The 16,094-nt window shown below is 59.6% G+C and carries 15 protein-coding genes and 1 pseudogene; 7 read left to right on the plus strand and 9 right to left on the minus strand.

Annotated elements, in window-relative coordinates:
- Positions 1 to 87 precede the first annotated feature (87 nt).
- A complete protein-coding gene (locus tag JTJ32_RS15740; protein WP_210042587.1) occupies positions 88 to 1,476 on the minus strand; it encodes a GTPase/DUF3482 domain-containing protein in 1,389 nt (462 codons plus the stop codon).
- Positions 1,469 to 2,848 (minus strand): DUF2868 domain-containing protein, encoded by a 1,380-nt coding sequence (locus tag JTJ32_RS15745; RefSeq protein ID WP_210042589.1) that lies wholly within the window; start codon positions 2,846 to 2,848, stop codon positions 1,469 to 1,471. The genes JTJ32_RS15740 and JTJ32_RS15745 overlap by 8 nt, the downstream gene beginning before the upstream one ends.
- A gap of 109 nt (positions 2,849 to 2,957) precedes the next feature.
- On the opposite strand from JTJ32_RS15745, the gene JTJ32_RS15750 reads away from it, so the two are divergent.
- Both JTJ32_RS15750 and JTJ32_RS15755 read left to right on the plus strand, forming a co-directional pair.
- Positions 2,958 to 3,470: a dihydrofolate reductase gene (locus tag JTJ32_RS15750; protein WP_099229395.1), complete on the plus strand. Its 513-nt coding sequence runs from the start codon at positions 2,958 to 2,960 to the stop codon at positions 3,468 to 3,470.
- 181 nt (positions 3,471 to 3,651) lie between these two features.
- The gene (locus tag JTJ32_RS15755; RefSeq protein WP_099229396.1) at positions 3,652 to 4,710 is read left to right on the plus strand and encodes an HAD family hydrolase; all 1,059 of its coding nucleotides are present in this window, start codon (positions 3,652 to 3,654) and stop codon (positions 4,708 to 4,710) included.
- Positions 4,711 to 4,814: 104 nt separating this feature from the next.
- Here the strand turns inward: JTJ32_RS15755 and ilvD are convergent, their stop codons facing one another.
- The 4 genes from ilvD to JTJ32_RS15775 form a co-directional block, all read right to left on the minus strand.
- On the minus strand, positions 4,815 to 6,662 hold the full coding sequence (gene ilvD, locus JTJ32_RS15760; RefSeq protein WP_184321932.1) for a dihydroxy-acid dehydratase: 1,848 nt from the start codon (positions 6,660 to 6,662) through the stop codon (positions 4,815 to 4,817).
- Between the two features lie 338 nt (positions 6,663 to 7,000).
- The gene (locus JTJ32_RS15765; protein WP_099229398.1) at positions 7,001 to 7,516 is read right to left on the minus strand and encodes a dermonecrotic toxin domain-containing protein; all 516 of its coding nucleotides are present in this window, start codon (positions 7,514 to 7,516) and stop codon (positions 7,001 to 7,003) included.
- Positions 7,517 to 7,759: 243 nt separating this feature from the next.
- Complete coding sequence (locus JTJ32_RS15770) at positions 7,760 to 8,956, minus strand: class I SAM-dependent rRNA methyltransferase (protein ID WP_099229399.1); 1,197 nt, start codon at positions 8,954 to 8,956, stop codon at positions 7,760 to 7,762.
- A gap of 81 nt (positions 8,957 to 9,037) precedes the next feature.
- Positions 9,038 to 9,577: a type 1 glutamine amidotransferase domain-containing protein gene (locus JTJ32_RS15775; protein ID WP_099229400.1), complete on the minus strand. Its 540-nt coding sequence runs from the start codon at positions 9,575 to 9,577 to the stop codon at positions 9,038 to 9,040.
- A 237-nt stretch (positions 9,578 to 9,814) separates the two neighbouring features.
- Between JTJ32_RS15775 and JTJ32_RS15780 the strand changes: the two genes are divergently transcribed.
- The 3 genes from JTJ32_RS15780 to JTJ32_RS15790 all read left to right on the plus strand — a co-directional run bounded on the left by JTJ32_RS15780 (position 9,815) and on the right by JTJ32_RS15790 (position 11,926).
- Complete coding sequence (locus JTJ32_RS15780) at positions 9,815 to 10,627, plus strand: HDOD domain-containing protein (RefSeq protein ID WP_180274404.1); 813 nt, start codon at positions 9,815 to 9,817, stop codon at positions 10,625 to 10,627.
- A gap of 46 nt (positions 10,628 to 10,673) precedes the next feature.
- The gene (mutM, locus tag JTJ32_RS15785) at positions 10,674 to 11,486 is read left to right on the plus strand and encodes a bifunctional DNA-formamidopyrimidine glycosylase/DNA-(apurinic or apyrimidinic site) lyase (protein ID WP_099229402.1); all 813 of its coding nucleotides are present in this window, start codon (positions 10,674 to 10,676) and stop codon (positions 11,484 to 11,486) included.
- 101 nt (positions 11,487 to 11,587) lie between these two features.
- Positions 11,588 to 11,926, plus strand: coding sequence for a hypothetical protein (locus JTJ32_RS15790; RefSeq protein ID WP_024684716.1), 339 nt, complete (start codon positions 11,588 to 11,590; stop codon positions 11,924 to 11,926).
- 10 nt (positions 11,927 to 11,936) lie between these two features.
- Here the strand turns inward: JTJ32_RS15790 and JTJ32_RS15795 are convergent, their stop codons facing one another.
- The 3 genes and pseudogenes from JTJ32_RS15795 to JTJ32_RS15805 form a co-directional block, all read right to left on the minus strand.
- The gene (locus JTJ32_RS15795) at positions 11,937 to 12,191 is read right to left on the minus strand and encodes a YfhL family 4Fe-4S dicluster ferredoxin (RefSeq protein ID WP_004884423.1); all 255 of its coding nucleotides are present in this window, start codon (positions 12,189 to 12,191) and stop codon (positions 11,937 to 11,939) included.
- Positions 12,192 to 12,292: 101 nt separating this feature from the next.
- Positions 12,293 to 12,772, minus strand: coding sequence for a pantetheine-phosphate adenylyltransferase (gene coaD, locus JTJ32_RS15800; RefSeq protein ID WP_024684715.1), 480 nt, complete (start codon positions 12,770 to 12,772; stop codon positions 12,293 to 12,295).
- A 157-nt stretch (positions 12,773 to 12,929) separates the two neighbouring features.
- Positions 12,930 to 14,366: pseudogene (locus JTJ32_RS15805) on the minus strand (coniferyl aldehyde dehydrogenase); the annotation flags it as partial.
- Positions 14,367 to 14,521: 155 nt separating this feature from the next.
- On the opposite strand from JTJ32_RS15805, the gene JTJ32_RS15810 reads away from it, so the two are divergent.
- Both JTJ32_RS15810 and JTJ32_RS15815 read left to right on the plus strand, forming a co-directional pair.
- On the plus strand, positions 14,522 to 15,184 hold the full coding sequence (locus JTJ32_RS15810) for a TetR/AcrR family transcriptional regulator (protein WP_099229404.1): 663 nt from the start codon (positions 14,522 to 14,524) through the stop codon (positions 15,182 to 15,184).
- Between the two features lie 50 nt (positions 15,185 to 15,234).
- Positions 15,235 to 16,092: a sulfurtransferase gene (locus JTJ32_RS15815; protein ID WP_210042593.1), complete on the plus strand. Its 858-nt coding sequence runs from the start codon at positions 15,235 to 15,237 to the stop codon at positions 16,090 to 16,092.
- Positions 16,093 to 16,094 lie beyond the last annotated feature (2 nt).

Below are 16,094 nucleotides of genomic sequence, written 5' to 3' on the forward strand. Positions count from 1 at the left end.
CGAATCGGGTATTCGATGTGTTTGCCAGCACGCTGATCGTGTCCGATGTCAGTTTTGGGAGCAGACACGACATAACTTGCTGAGTCATCACTCCCGCAAAATCACCCCCGCCAACTCATCGATCACCTCTTGCCTTTCAGCCTGATTCAAGCGCGCACGGGGATTGAGTGATGACCATTGCGGGTGGGCGCGGGCGCGTGACAAGGGCTCTGGCAGTTTGCCCTTGCGCCAGGTCGTGTCCTGCGGGGTGGTCAGTTCGATGCTGTTGATTGCCGCGTGGCCTCTGACGCCGAGTGCGGCCAACAGATGGGTCTGACGCAGTGCGAGCAGGCGCAGTACGGCATCGTCGACGGTCAGTTCCCGATGTCCTTTGAGTTTGCCCAGCAGGCGTCCGCCGTAACTGCGTGCGGTCAGCAGGGCGCCGCCGGCAATGGCACCCACCAGCGCAGCAGCGCCCAGTGTGACCCCTCCGACCATCAGATCCACGCCTGCTCCGGCCGCAGCGCCTGCCGCCACGCCGCCGCCGACCCGTACGCCCATCAGCTTGAGGGTTTCCGGGTTGAACAGGTCATCGCCCCAGCGGCCATCCATCAGCGGCAAGTCGCTGGCGGTCACGTCATCCTTGCGAAACGCATGCAGTTTGAGCAGCGCCTCAACGCACTGCTGTTCACGCTGCCGGACCGCCTGACGCAATGCCTCGATGGCCTGCTTTTCCTGGTCAGGCGTGGTTTCGACGCTGCGCCGACAGGCTGCGCAGTCGATCAGCATTTCCGCGATCAGGCGCCCTGCACTGTGGCGCCTGGCCTGACGCTGTTTCTCCTGATCCTGAATCAGGCGCTCCAACTGCGGGCGTGCGCTTTCCAGCATCAGCGCCAGGCTTTCGTAGAGACGCCGCCCGCCGTCTTCAGGAGGCGCGACACTGTCGAAACGCACCAGCGCATGCAGGCCGAGGCGCGAGAGGGCTTCGCGCCATTCGGGCTCACGGTGCTGCTGCGCGCTGACAAAATTGAGGACCGGCAGCAAGGGTTTTCCGCAGCTGGCGAGCACTGCCAGTTCGTCACGGTATTTGGACAGCACCGGTTCGCGGGCATCGATCACATACAGACCTGCGTTCGAGTCGAGCAACTGCCGCAGCACCTTGGCTTCCTGTTCGAAGCGTTGGCGTGCTTCGCTGCCTTCCAGGAAACGCGCCAGCCTTGCCGGGCCATCCAGTCGTTCGCCTGGACGATCCAGGCGTTCCAGATAGTCGAGCAGGGCGATGGCGTCTTCCAGGCCGGGTGTATCGTACAGCTCGACCGTGGCCTGGCCCTCCACCGAGAGGCGGGCACCCTCAACATGCCTTGTCGTGCTGGGTCTATGGGACACTTCGCCGAAGCTGACGTCGCCTGTCAGGGTTCGCAGCAACGAGGTCTTGCCCACGTTGGTGTGCCCGACCACTGCCAGCTTGATGGCTGTGGGTTTGCGCGCTTCACTCATGGCCTGTCTCCAGCCAGCTCATGGGCGTGCTGTCTGTCCATGGCAATTGCAGTTGATCCAGTGCGACATGCCAGTCGTCGAGTCGCTCGGGGTCCAGTGTTTGTCCCGCAGGTGCTGGCAGCAGCCAGACGCGGGTTGCTCCGGCGCAGCGGGCCAGCTCTGCGATCAGCGCGAGGCTGCCGCGGTCCGGCGAGCGGCGCGGATCACAGGCAATCAGCAGGCGTGCGGGCGGGTATTGAGTCAGTTGTTCCAGCAGTCTGTGCCGGGATTCGCGGCTGTCCAGAACCCCCGCATTGGACACGCCAGCGGGCAGGTGTGGCGGCCAGACGCATTGGTCGTCCAGTTCGATGGCCATCAGCAGAGCGCCTTCGCTTTGAGCAATCCCGGCGTCGCGCTGAACCTGATGCAGCATTGCGGGCTCGGCGTCGTTGACGCCCAGGCGCTCGCTGCTGGGCATCAGCCGTTCGCGCAGTTCAAGGTAATCGGGCTGCTCCAGATCAAGTCGCAGCCCAGCGCGGCCACTTTTCCAGCGCCACAGACAAAACGTGGCCAGCATCAGGCGCGGCAGAACGCCATAGACCAGCAGCACGCCAACCAGCCAGGCCGCCCAAGCCTGACGAGCCGTTTCGATATTTGATGCGCCGTTGCCGCTGGCGCGGATCATCGATTCGTCCGGTACGCTGAAACCCAGCCATGCCGGGATCGTGCTCAGCGTCTGGGTCAGGCTGACGAATGTGTCGCTGCTCAAGATGGTGGTTTCCCAGACAAAGCCGTAGCGTCGGGTCGACATCAGCATCAATAGCACCACCAACGCGCTGAGCAGCGCGATCAGCCAAAGGCTGTTGATCACCGATCCCAATACCCAGCGATTCAGGCGCCTTCGTTGCAGCAGTAGAATGAGCGCCGGTGCCAGTTGTGCGGCCTGCGCATCGCGGGCGAGCTTTTCACTCAACCATAACCACAAGCGACCAAGCCCGCTGTTATTGCGTCCGGCGAAGATCAGCCCCAGCCCCCAACTGATCAGAAGAATCAGGTTCAAGCCGAGCAGGCTGCCCAGCGCCCAGAATACGTTCACTGGTGTCCGGCCATCGCCCATGGCGGCGAAAGCCAGACCTGCACCACTCATGATCGCCAGTACGGCCAGCGCAATCAGGGCAAGTCGCGCCCCCTGTTTCCAGTGATGCAGCGCAGCAACCATGCCGTCGCGCTCCGCCAGCCACAAGGCGCGATGGGTAATGCGGGTTGTGAGGTCGCCTTCGCCAGCGCGGGCGCGGCGGTTGGCTTCCTGATCGTCCAGCGTGCCCGCCTGATGTTCACGCAGGCGCACAGCTTCGGTCAGCCAAAGGGTATCGAGTGGTGTCAGCGCAGTCACACGGCGTCTCTTCAAGGAATTCAGCGGTGAGCATAACCGCTGTCATGGGACTGAGCACGGCGTGTAACAGTTCAGTGGCTTGCGGGGCGCGCTCTGATATCCTCGCGGCATGACTACTCATCTCCCCCTCAGCCTGATTGCCGCCCTTGGTGAAAACCGAGTGATCGGCGTCGACAATTCCATGCCCTGGCATCTGCCGGGGGATTTCAAATACTTCAAGGCGACCACCCTCGGCAAGCCCATCATCATGGGTCGCAAGACTTGGGATTCGCTGGGCCGTCCGCTGCCGGGCCGTCTGAATCTGGTGGTCAGCCGCCAGACAGACCTTCAGCTTGAAGGGGCCGAGGTTTTTGCTTCGCTGGACGCCGCTGTAGTGCGTGCCGAAGAGTGGGCGCACGAGCAGGGCGTGAATGAAGTCATGCTGATTGGCGGCGCGCAGTTGTACGCGCAAGGCCTGGCCAAGGCGGATCGTCTGTACCTGACTCGGGTGGCACTGAGCCCGGAGGGCGATGCATGGTTTCCCGAGTTCGATCAGGCGCAATGGAAGCTGGTTTGCAATACCGAAAACGCCCCTGTCGAAGATAAGCCGGCCTACAACTTCGAGGTGTGGGAGCGGGTCTGAGCCATCGGCGATGATGCGACGGCAAACAAAATGTCACAAAACTGTCGTTTTTGGTTTTGCTGTCGTGATCAGTGGGGTAAATGACGTCTTCCGACGCCTCGAAGGTCGCTCGCGCACTTTTGCGTTCATAATATTTTGTTACGGTCTGGCCTTTCAAATTTTTGAGAAGGGGACTTTGCCCATGAAACTCGTGCCAAAAATGCTGTTTGCTGCGCTTTGTGTCGGGCTGGCCAGTCAGGCTTTCGCCGCCACTGAATTGAAGCACTGGCCCGAGCCTGCCGCGAAAGCACTCGATGCGATGATCGCCGCCAACGCCAACAAGGGTAACTACGCGGTCTTTGACATGGACAACACCAGCTACCGCTTCGACCTTGAAGAGTCGCTGTTGCCCTACATGGAAAACAAAGGCCTGATTACCCGCGAGAAGCTCGACCCTTCGCTGAAGCTGATCCCGTTCAAGGACACTGCCGAGCACAAGGAAAGCCTGTTCAGCTACTACTACCGTCTCTGCGAAGTCGACGACATGGTCTGCTACCCTTGGGTCGCACAGGTGTTTTCCGGCTTCACCCTGCAGGAGCTCAAAGGCTACGTGGACGAGCTGATGGCGCTCGGCAAGCCGATTCCTGCCACCTATTACGATGGCGATACCGTCAAACAACTCAACGTCGAGCCGCCACGCGTGTTCACCGGGCAAACCGAGTTGTACAAAAAGCTGATGGAAAACGGCATCGACGTCTATGTGGTGACCGCGGCATCCGAAGAACTGGTACGCATGGTCGCCTCTGATCCCAAGTACGGCTACAACGTCAAACCGGAGAACGTGATTGGCGTATCGCTGTTGCTCAAGGACAAAAAAAACGGCGAGCTGACCACGGCGCGCAAACAGATCACAGCAGGCAAGTATGACGCGAAAAGCAACATGGGCCTGGAACTGACGCCTTACCTGTGGACCCCGGCCACCTGGATGGCTGGCAAGCAGGCGGCCATCCTGACCTATATCGATGAATGGAAAAAACCGGTGCTGGTAGGTGGCGATACCCCGACAAGTGACGGCTACATGTTGTTCCACAGCGTCGACGTCAGCAAAGGCGGTGTGCATGTGTGGATCAACCGCAAAGACAAATACATGACCCAGCTGAACGGCATGATCAAGAAGAACGCCGAAGCCCAGGCGAAGGAAGGGCTGCCGGTCACTGCCGACAAGAACTGGGTGATCGTCAAGCCGGACGAGATTCAGTGAGTTGAAGGTGATCGAGGCTGCGCTCTGCGTCTGCGCTTGATGGCACCTGCACCCAACAAAAAGCCCGGCATCTCTGCCGGGCTTTTTGCTTTGACGATGCTGCTTTACGGTACCAGTTTGTCCAGCAATGCCTTGTCACGTACAGCGCCCTTGTCAGCACTGGTCGCCAGCAGAGCGTAGGCCTTGAGCGCGGTGGTCACCTTGCGGGGCCGCGATTCGACCGGCTTCCAGCCTTTCTTGTCCTGCTCGGCGCGGCGCTCGGCCATTTCAGCATCGTCGATCAACAGGTTGATCGAGCGGTTCGGAATGTCGATCAGCACCTTGTCGCCATCGCGCACCAGACCAATTGCGCCGCCAGCAGCGGCTTCAGGCGATGCATGGCCGATGGAAAGGCCCGAGGTGCCGCCCGAGAAACGACCATCGGTGAGCAGCGCACAATCCTTGCCCAGCCCTTTGGATTTCAGGTACGACGTCGGGTAGAGCATTTCCTGCATGCCCGGACCGCCTTTCGGGCCTTCATAGCGGATGATCACGATGTCGCCAGCTTTAACTTCGTCAGCCAGGATCCCGCGCACGGCGCTGTCCTGGCTTTCGAAGATCTTGGCGTTGCCTTCGAACACGTGGATCGACTCATCGACGCCTGCGGTTTTAACCACGCAGCCATCCAGCGCGATGTTGCCGTACAGCACGGCCAGGCCGCCCTCCTGCGAGTAGGCGTGCGCGACGCTGCGGATACAGCCGTTTTCACGGTCGTCATCCAGGCTGTCCCAGCGGGTCGACTGGCTGAACGCGGTCTGAGTCGGGATGCCGGCAGGGCCAGCCTTGAAGAAGGTGTGAACCGCTTCATCAGTGGTCTGGGTGATGTCCCACTTGGCGATGCCTTCGGCCAGGGTCTTGCTGTGGACGGTCGGCAGGTCGGTGTGCAGCAGGCCGCCGCGGGCCAGTTCGCCGAGGATGCTGAAGATGCCGCCTGCGCGGTGCACGTCTTCCATGTGGTATTTCTGGATGTTCGGGGCGACCTTGCAGAGTTGCGGCACCTTGCGGGACAGGCGGTCGATGTGGCGCAGGTCGAAGTCGATCTCGGCTTCCTGAGCGGCGGCCAGCAAGTGCAGGATGGTGTTGGTCGAGCCGCCCATGGCGATATCCAGCGTCATGGCGTTCTCGAACGCCTTGAAGTTGGCGATGTTGCGCGGCAGCACCGAGTCATCATTGTGGGTGTAGTACTGTCGGCACAGGTCGACGATGGTGCGGCCCGCCTGCAGGAACAGTTGCTCACGGTCACTGTGAGTGGCGAGCGCCGAACCATTGCCCGGCAAGGCCAGGCCCAGTGCTTCGGTCAGGCAGTTCATGGAGTTGGCGGTGAACATGCCCGAGCACGAACCGCATGTTGGACAGGCGCTGCGCTCGTACTCGGCGACTTTTTCATCGCTGGCTGTCGAGTCGGCGGCGATCACCATGGCATCGACCAGATCCAGCCCGTGACTGGCCAGCTTGGTCTTGCCCGCTTCCATCGGTCCGCCGGAAACGAAGATCACCGGGATGTTGAGGCGCAATGAGGCCATCAGCATGCCGGGGGTGATCTTGTCGCAGTTGGAGATACAGACGATGGCGTCCGCACAGTGGGCGTTGACCATGTATTCCACGGAGTCGGCAATGATCTCGCGGCTCGGCAGCGAATACAGCATGCCGTCATGGCCCATGGCGATGCCGTCGTCTACCGCAATGGTATTGAATTCCTTGGCCACACCACCGGCGCGTTCGACTTCGCGAGCCACCAGTTGACCCATGTCTTTCAGGTGAACATGGCCCGGTACGAACTGGGTGAACGAGTTGGCGATGGCGATGATCGGTTTCTTGAAATCTTCGTCCTTCATGCCCGTTGCGCGCCAAAGGGCACGGGCGCCGGCCATGTTGCGGCCGTGGGTGGACGTTTTCGAGCGGTAATCAGGCATTGGAGCACTCCGGCAAAATAAGGCTGATCAGGAAGGGAGTGAGCTTCTATTGACGTCGCTTGCAAGCGGCAGTGACCGGAGGCAGCGAAGAAACCGAAAACCACGGGATCACCGTGTACTCGGCCTGAGCTCATAAACCCGCCGGGGATGACTGGCGATGAATACGGCCGATTCTACACCGCTGATGGGCCGGGGGACACATTGCGCACAGGTAATGCGGCACTGTGGTGCTTTGGCAGGCTCATGCACGCCGAATGAAATATTGAGGGGGGGCGAAACGGTATGACGGAAGTCGCCGACAGGGCCCTGTCGGCGACGGGTTTATCGTGCGTGACCGGTTAGCGCCTCACGATGGCCTGGATCTGATGCAGATACGTCTCGCCGCTCACAGGCTGGAGCATCATGGCCTCCGGTCTCCACGAAGAAGGCAGGCGAGTGATTTCTTCGAAGTAGTCGGCGACGTGATGGCGTTGATCTTCCTGCACCAGGTCGAGCATATATTCCAGTCCGCCGGGTTTGCCCAGGAACTGAACCAGTATGTTCGCGGTGCGTACCCAGTCGTGATTTTCATGAAAAATGCGATTGGTGGGTGCCGCAGGTTGCTCGGGGACATAAAGGATGTGCTGGCCGGACGGGCCGCGAATCACGAACAGGCGTGAAAGGTTGATGCCACCGTGCTGAGGCATGAGGAACTGGCCGATGGTGATGCCATCGTCATCGGAGGCCGCTGGCGCGTCGACGACATGGTGAATCAGGCCGGCACCCTCTTCGGAAAGCAGGCCTTTGGACAGCTGGTCGGCCACCATCTTTTTCAGGTCATCGCGAATGTAGTCAACATAGTTAGGGTCGATCATGATTTAAATCCATTTAAATTAAACAAAGTCCATTTTGAGTCGTCCCTTGCTTCGCGATCATGTGGGTGTTCGCTTGCAGGACGATGACAATTTATCAGCGAGAAAAAGCGCAGAGCGATATTTAATTATCGCCTGTGGGTGTGGGTGTTTCGAGATATGTTCAGGTAAGGCGGCGCCACGCCGAAACGGGATCGCAGGGGAGGTCGTGGATCGGGCCAGCGCGTCGCTGGCCCGATCGCGCGATCAACTGTTGGGCAGCAACCGGCAGGTAATGCTCTTGATGTAGCGTGTTTCGGCAATGGCCGGATGGACCGGATGATCGGGACCCTGACCGCCACGTTCCAGCAACTGGATGTTACGGTCCAGGTGGCGGGCGCTGGTCAGCAGGATGTTCTGCAGGTCATCTTCAGGCAGGTGCATCGAGCACGAGGCGCTGACCAGAATACCGTCCTTGGTAAGCAGGCGCATGGCCTGCTCGTTCAGGCGGCGGTAGGCGCCTTCGCCGTTTTTCATGTCTTTCTTGCGCTTGATGAACGCAGGCGGATCGGCAACGATCACGTCGAAGCGCTCTTCGCCCGCCTTCAGCTCTTTCAGGGCTTCAAACACGTCACCTTCGATGCAGGTCAGCTTTTCGGCAAAACCATTCAGCGCTGCGTTGCGTTCCACGCCATCGAGGGCGAAGGACGAGGCGTCGACGCAGGTCACATCGCTGGCGCCGAAGGCCGCAGCCTGAATCCCCCAGCCGCCGATGTAGCTGTACAGGTCCAGTACGCGCTTGCCTTTGACGTACGGGGCCAGACGCGCACGGTTCATGCGGTGGTCGTAGAACCAGCCAGTCTTCTGGCCAGCCATGACCGGTGCTTCGAATTGCACGCCGTTCTCTTCCAGCGCCACCCACTCGGGGACCAGGCCGAACACGGTTTCCACGTAACGGTTCAAGCCTTCGGCATCGCGGGCGGCCGAGTCGTTCTTGAACAGGATGCCGCTTGGCTTGAGCACCTGGACCAGTGCGGCAATCACGTCGTCCTTATGGTGCTCCATGGTGGCCGAAGCCAGTTGCACGACAAGGATGTCACCGAAACGATCCACTACCAGGCCCGGCAGCAAGTCGGAGTCACCGTAGACAAGACGATAGAAGGGCTTGTCGAACAGGCGGTCACGCAGCGACAGAGCCACGTTCAAGCGATGGACCAGAAGGGATTTGTCCAGCGGCAACTTGATGTCGCGCGACAGCAGGCGGGCGCAGATCAGATTGTTGGGGCTCATGGCGACGATGCCCAACGGCTTGCCGCCAGCGGCTTCGAGAATGGCTTGATCGCCAGCCGCAAAGCCGTGAAGAGGGGTGGCGGCTACATCGATTTCATTGCTGTAGACCCACAGATGGCCGGCGCGCAGGCGACGGTCGGCGTTGGCTTTGAGGCGCAAGCTAGGCAGGGACATGACGTCGCTCCGGAAAAAAGAGCGGGATTATAGCGCGTCATCCCGGTTGCGCGCCGGGATGACAATAATTAACACGTTCGCTTATGCCGACAGTGCTTCAATCAACTTGTTGTTGAACGCCGGAATGTCATCGGGCTGGCGGCTGCTGATCAGCGTGCCGTCGGTAACCACTTCCTGATCGACCCAGTTGGCGCCGGCATTGACCAGGTCGTCTTTCAGCGTCTTGAAGCTGGTCATGGTCTTGCCCTTGACCAGTCCAGCGGAGATCAGCAGCCAGCCGCCGTGACAGATGACTGCCAGTGGCTTGCCGGAGGCGCTGGCATCCTTGACGAGTTGCTGAGCATCGCTGTCCAGACGGATGGTGTCGGAGTTCTGCACACCGCCAGGTAGAACGATGCCGTCATAGCTGCTCGCGTTGGCGGACTTGAACGTGCCGTCCACAGCAAAGTCGTCAGCAGGCTTGTCGTGATTCCAGCCTTTGACATTACCGTCCTGGCTCGAAAGGATTTCTACTTTGGCACCCGCCTGCTCCAGAGCTTCCTTGGGGCCGGTCAGTTCGACCTGCTCGAAACCATCGGTTACAAGAATTGCGATGCGTTTGCCATTCAGTGCGTTGGACATGGGGTCCTCCAGTCTTTTGCCTAGGGATGGCGCATTGCTGGCCTTTGTGAGGCCGAGCCTGCGTCGGTTACACAGAGTCCGAAGCTGTCGCCAGGCCAAAGTTCCGAGAAAATGAGCAACGAAGGTGATGGACCGTTGCCTGAGGAGGGGGCAGAATCCCTTCATGCCTTCGAGTAAATACCTATGCCTCCAGAGCTAACACCCGAGCAGATCCAGCAAGCGTTGCAGGGCATCAGCGTGCCCCCGCAGCCGCAGATCATGGTGGACCTGCAGATGGAACAGTACATGCCCGACCCCGACCTGGGTGTGATCGCGCGGCTGATTGCCCAGGATCCCGGCCTTTCCGGGGCGCTGCTGAAGATCGTCAACTCGCCTCATTACGGCCTGTCCAACAAGATCGCCTCGATCCAGAAGGCCGTGAATCTGCTGGGCAGTCGCACCGTCATCAACCTGATCAACGCCCAGTCGATCAAGGGTGAGATGAGCGATGAAACCATCGTGACCCTCAACCGTTTCTGGGATACCGCGCAGGACGTGGCGATGACCAGTCTGACGCTGGCCAAGCGCATCGGCTCGCAGGCGGTGGATGAGTCCTACGCGTTGGGGCTGTTTCATGACTGCGGCATTCCGCTGATGATCAAGCGTTTTCCGGACTACATGAATGTGCTTGAAAGCGCCTACGCCAATGCGGGGCCTGAATGCCGTGTGGTGGATACCGAAAACGAGGCGTTCGACACCAACCATTCGGTGGTCGGTTATTACACCGCCAAGTCGTGGCGATTGCCGGATCATGTCACCGAAGCCATTGCCAACCATCACAACGCCCTGACGATCTTTCAGGACGACTCCAGTCGTAACGCGACACTCAAGAACCTGCTGGCACCGCTGAAGATGGCTGAGCACATCTGTCAGTCCTATCGTGTGCTGGGCAATCAGGAAGAGGATCACGAGTGGGAAAGCATCGGTGCGCTGGTGCTGGACTACGTTGGCCTGTCCGAGTACGACTTTGAATACTTGAGGGAAAGCATCCGCGAGCTGGGCGCTCACTGATTCCGCTCATCGCCCGTTTTTCCCTTTCTGCACGACCGAGTTATCCATGCCTGAATTACCTGAAGTCGAAACCACCCGACGCGGCATTGCGCCCCATCTCGAAGGGCAGCGCGTCAGCCGCGTTATCGTGCGTGACAGCCGTCTGCGCTGGCCGATCCCCGAAGACCTCGATATCCGCCTTTCGGGGCAACGCATCGTCCAGGTCAATCGCCGCGCCAAATACCTGCTGATTCAGGCCGAGGTCGGCACCTTGATCAGCCACCTCGGCATGTCAGGCAATTTGCGTCTGGTTGAAGCCGGTCTGCCTGCGCTCAAGCATGAGCACGTGGACATCGAACTGGAGTCGGGTCTCGCCTTGCGTTACACCGATCCACGGCGTTTCGGTGCCATGCTCTGGAGTCTGGATCCGCATGCCCATGAACTGCTGATTCGTCTGGGTCCCGAGCCGCTCACCGACCTGTTCGATGGCGAACGTCTCTATGAGCGTTCCCGGGGCAAGTCGATTGCCGTCAAGCCATTCATCATGGACAACGCGGTGGTGGTTGGCGTGGGCAATATCTACGCGACCGAAGCCCTGTTTGCGGCCGGAATCGATCCGCGTCGTGAGGCAAAAAGTATTTCCCGGGCGCGTTATCTCAAGCTCGCCATCGAGATCAAGCGCATCCTGGCCTACGCCATCGAGCGGGGAGGCACCACGCTGCGTGATTTCATCGGCGGTGACGGCAAGCCGGGCTATTTTCAGCAGGAATTGTTCGTGTACGGACGTGCCGATCAGCCGTGCAAGGTCTGCGGCTCGACATTGCGTGAAATCAAGCTGGGGCAACGTGCAAGTGTGTATTGCCCCAAGTGTCAGCGCTGAGAACAGGGCAGGGTCTTGAAACATCAAGGCCCCTTGCTTAACCCTCATCGCTGTTTATAGTGATGGGCAAAACCTCAACGCCACGCCTGAAGGACCACGCTATGAGCCCGTTTCGCATTCTTGCTGCCACGTTGGCGCTGCTCTTCGGCCTGCAGGCGGTGCCCGCCATTGCAGCGGATATTCCCGCAGGCAGCGGCAACCCCGTTTACACCATCCAGAATCCACCCGTGTTCGCCATGGTCGGTGATCTGCTGATCGCGCGCCCGTTGTTGATTGCTGCCACCGTGATCGGCACAGGACTGTTCGTCATCGCAGCTCCGTTTGCGGCGGCGGGCGGCAATTTCAAAGCGACCGCCAAGGCGCTGGTGGTCGACCCTGGCAAGTCGGCCTTCGTGCGTTGTCTGGGGTGTACGGGCGACGGTTACGGCAAGCAGGAGTAACGACGGCGAACTAGACCACCTTGCTGGTGATGATCCGGTACTTGTCCATCAGTTGTTCCTTGCTCTCGACGTGATTTTCATCCAGCGGGATGCAATCCACAGGGCAGACCTGCTGGCATTGTGGTTCGTCGTAGTGGCCCACGCATTCGGTGCACAGGTTCGGATTGATCACGTAGATCTCCTCGCCTTGTGAAATCGCCTCGTTCGGGCACTCGGGTTCGCAGACGTCGCAGTTGATGCAATCGTCGGTGATGATAAGGGACATGAAATGCTCCAGCCGCGGCCGACGCCGAGGCATATAGAAACCAATGCGGCGAATTGTGCCGCATTAGTCCTCGGGTTGCACCTGCACGTTCCAGCCTTGTGCTATCGCTTGAAGCGCTCGGTCAACGCCTGTGCGACTGCGGGATGCACGAACTTGGTGATATCGCCGCCCAACGCCGCGATTTCACGCACTAACGTCGAGGAAATGAACGAGTAGCGCTCGGACGGAGTGAGGAACAGGCTTTCGACGTCCGGGGCCAGCTGGCGATTCATGTTGGCCAGTTGAAACTCGTACTCGAAGTCCGACACGGCGCGCAGCCCACGCAGAAACACATTGGCGCCCTGCTCCTTGGCGAAATGCGCCAGTAGCGTGGAGAAACCCACGACTTCGACGTTAGGCAAGTGTTTGGTGACCTCGCGTGCCAGTTCGACACGTTGTTCCAGGGGAAACAGCGGGTTTTTCTTGGGGCTGGCGGCAACGGCAATGACCACTTGGTCGAACAGGCGCGAGGCGCGCTCGACCAGATCTCCATGGCCCTTGGTAATAGGGTCGAAGGTGCCTGGGTACAACACTCGGTTCATCGCGTCGTCCTGGTCGGAGTCCGTTGTGGGACTCGGATGGTATCGCAGCCTACCCGATGGGCCAAGCCACGCAGCGGGCATCAAAGAGCGTATTACGCCGATAATCGGCCATCTTCGGTCCAAAAGACCCTGTTTACAGGCGTGCAGTGCGTTTTGATCAATGCAAAAAGAGTTTATAAACCCAGCGTTGAATCGCACGTCCGTATGGCGGATAAATCAGTCGTGCTGCGTTGAAGCGCTGCTTGATGAACACTGCCTTGGCCTGACTGAACGTGATGAAGCCCTCGCGCCCATGGTAATTGCCCATGCCTGACGGGCCGATGCCGCCAAAGGGCAAATCGTCCTGAGCGGCGTGCATCAAGGTGTCGTTGAGGCAAACGCCCCCGGAATGAGTGCGTTCCAGCACCTGTTGCTGTTCTGCCTTGTTGTAGCCGAAGTAATAAAGCGCCAGCGGGCGAGGGCGCCGATTGATGTAGGCGTAGGCATCTTCGATTTTTCGGTACGGCACGACAGGCAGCAGGGGGCCGAAAATCTCGTCCTGCATGACCAGCATCTCGTCACTGACATTCAACAGCACGCTGAACGGCATGCGTCTGTCCTGGCCCTGTTCATAAAAGGAGATGAGGGTTGCGCCTTTGCTGGCAGCGTCATCCTTGTAGCGAGTCAGTCGAGTGAACTGGCGGTCGTTGATGATCGCGGTGTAGTCCGGATTATCGATCAGTGTGGGATAAAAACGTTTGACTGCCTGCCGGTAGGCGTCGACGAATCCGTTCACGCGGTCCTCTGGCACCAGCACGTAATCGGGGGCGATGCAGGTCTGACCCGCATTGAGTGTCTTGCCGAAGGCGATGCGCTCTGCGGCGTCTTCAAGCGGTACGTCATGGGAAATGATCGCAGGCGACTTGCCGCCCAATTCCAGCGTGACCGGTGTCAGGTTTTCGGCTGCGGCCCGCATCACGTGTCTGCCAACGCTGGTCGCGCCGGTAAACAGCAGGTGATTGAATGGCAGGCGCGAAAACGCCATACCGACCTCGGCTTCGCCCTGCACGATGGTGACCAGGTCTTCTGGAAATATACGGCCGAACAGGCGCTTGAGCAGTTCGCCTGTGGCGGGTGTCGACTCGCTCAATTTCAGCATCACCCGGTTGCCTGCCGCCAGCGCTCCGGTCAGCGGGCCGATGGCGAGGAACAGGGGATAATTCCAGGGCACGATCACCCCGATCACGCCCAGCGGTTGGTAGACAACCTTTGCCGAGGCCGGTTGAAACGCCAGGCCTACGCGGCGGTGCGAGGGTTTCATCCAGCGTTTCAACTGCCTGAGCGCATCGCGGATTCCCAGCAGGCTGGGCAGCAGTTCGGCCAGCAATGTTTCATCGGCGCTGCGGTGGCCAAAGTCCTGGTCGATGGCCTTGATCAGCTCCTGTCGATGGACGCTTACCATCGTTTCCAGGTGTTTGAGCCATTGCAGGCGCTGTCCCAGAGGCGGCATCGGATTGGCCGCGAAGGCGGCCTGCTGTGCCGAGAAGGCTGCGGTCATGGCCTGAAGCACATGGTCATTCTGATGAATAGTGTGTTCCGCCAGCATGGTCTCTTCCGATGAGTCGTTAACGAGTTTTTTAGAGTCATTGCTCTATAAAGTCAACATTCGCCTGAGCCATAGCCGACAATCAGACCGCGTGATGTTCGCCGATGATGCGCTTGCGCTACTATCGGCAACATCTCATCAGTACTCGAGCGGTTCAGGCAAGCATGGCACCACGCACTAAAACCCGAGAGCGTATCGTTCAGGTCAGCCTCGAGCTGTTCAATCAACAAGGCGAGCGTAACGTGACGACCAATCACATTGCGGCCCACATGGAAATCTCTCCGGGCAACCTTTATTACCACTTCCCCAACAAGCAGGCGATCATCGCCGAATTGTTCGGTCAGTACGAAGCGCTGGTAAAAAGTTTTCTGATGCCTACTCAGGATCGCCTGCCAGACATTGAAGACAAGCGCGATTATTTTCTGGCGATACTCGACGGCATGTGGCGCTACCGTTTTCTGCACCGTGATCTGGAGCATTTGTTGGGTGCCGATCCGGAGTTGGCGGCGCGTTATCGATTGTTTTCCCAGCGTTGTCTGGTTCAGGCGATGGCCATCTACCGAGGTTTCATCGATGCGGGCATTCTGCAGATGGATGAATCGCAGATTGAGTGGACCAGCCTCAATACCTGGATTGTGCTGACGTCGTGGGTGCGCTTTCTGTGCACGGCACGGGAAAACTCCGAGCACTTGAACGAAGACGCCATTCGACGCGGTGTCTATCAGGTGCTTATGCTTGAGTCAGGCTTTATCGCGCCGCAGGCCCGCGAGGCGTTCGATGCGTTGTGTCAGGCGTTTCATGCGCCATTGCACAAGGTGCTGGTGTGAGCGAGCGGTGAAGTGCCTGATTATCCGGTTTTCTGTCACAGGAGTTTGTCATGTCCATCGCGCAACTGATTGGCCCTGAACAACTGGCGGTTCGTCAGCAAACGCCGGGGCTGGTGATTCTCGATTGCAGGTTCGCTCTGGAAGACCCTGATTACGGACAGCGCAGTTATGCGCAGGGTCACATCGACGGCGCCCGGTTTGCAGACTTGAACCGTGACCTCAGCGGTCCGGTCGTGAAAGGCAGGACGGGCCGTCATCCGCTGCCGGACCCTGCCACGCTGGTGGAAAGGCTCCGGACGTGGGGCATCTGCAATGACAGCGATATCGTGCTCTATGACGACGGGCCCGGCATGTACGCCGCTCGCGCGTGGTGGCTGTTGACTTGGCTGGGCAAGCGCGAAGGTGTGTACCTGCTGGACGGCGGCCTCAAGGCGTGGCATGCGGCGGGTCTGCCGCTGAGCCTGGATGCGCCGCGCGGCGAAACGGGCGATTTCACGGGTGAGCCGGACATGTCGCTGGTGCTCAGTGCCAGCCGTCTGCAAGGCCGTCTGGGCCGCCCGGAAATGACCCTGATCGATGCCCGTGCCGAAGCCCGTTTTCGTGGAGAAGTCGAGCCCATCGACCCGATTGCCGGGCATATTCCCGGTGCGCAATGCGCCGCGTTCAATGAGAACCTTGGGACTGACGGACGTTTTCTGCCGCCCGAGCAGCTCAAGCAGCGATTTGCCGAGCAGCTCCAAGGGCGACCTGCGCAAAGTCTGGTTTCATACTGCGGATCGGGTGTCACCGCCTGTCATAACCTGTTCGCACTGTGCCTGGCCGGCTATCCACTGGGGACGCTGTATGCCGGTTCGTGGAGCGACTGGATCACCGATCCGACGCGTGAAATCGCCACAGGCGCAGGTTGATT

Source organism: Pseudomonas alliivorans, from assembly GCF_017826695.1.
GTDB classification, from domain to species: Bacteria; Pseudomonadota; Gammaproteobacteria; order Pseudomonadales; family Pseudomonadaceae; genus Aquipseudomonas; species Aquipseudomonas alliivorans.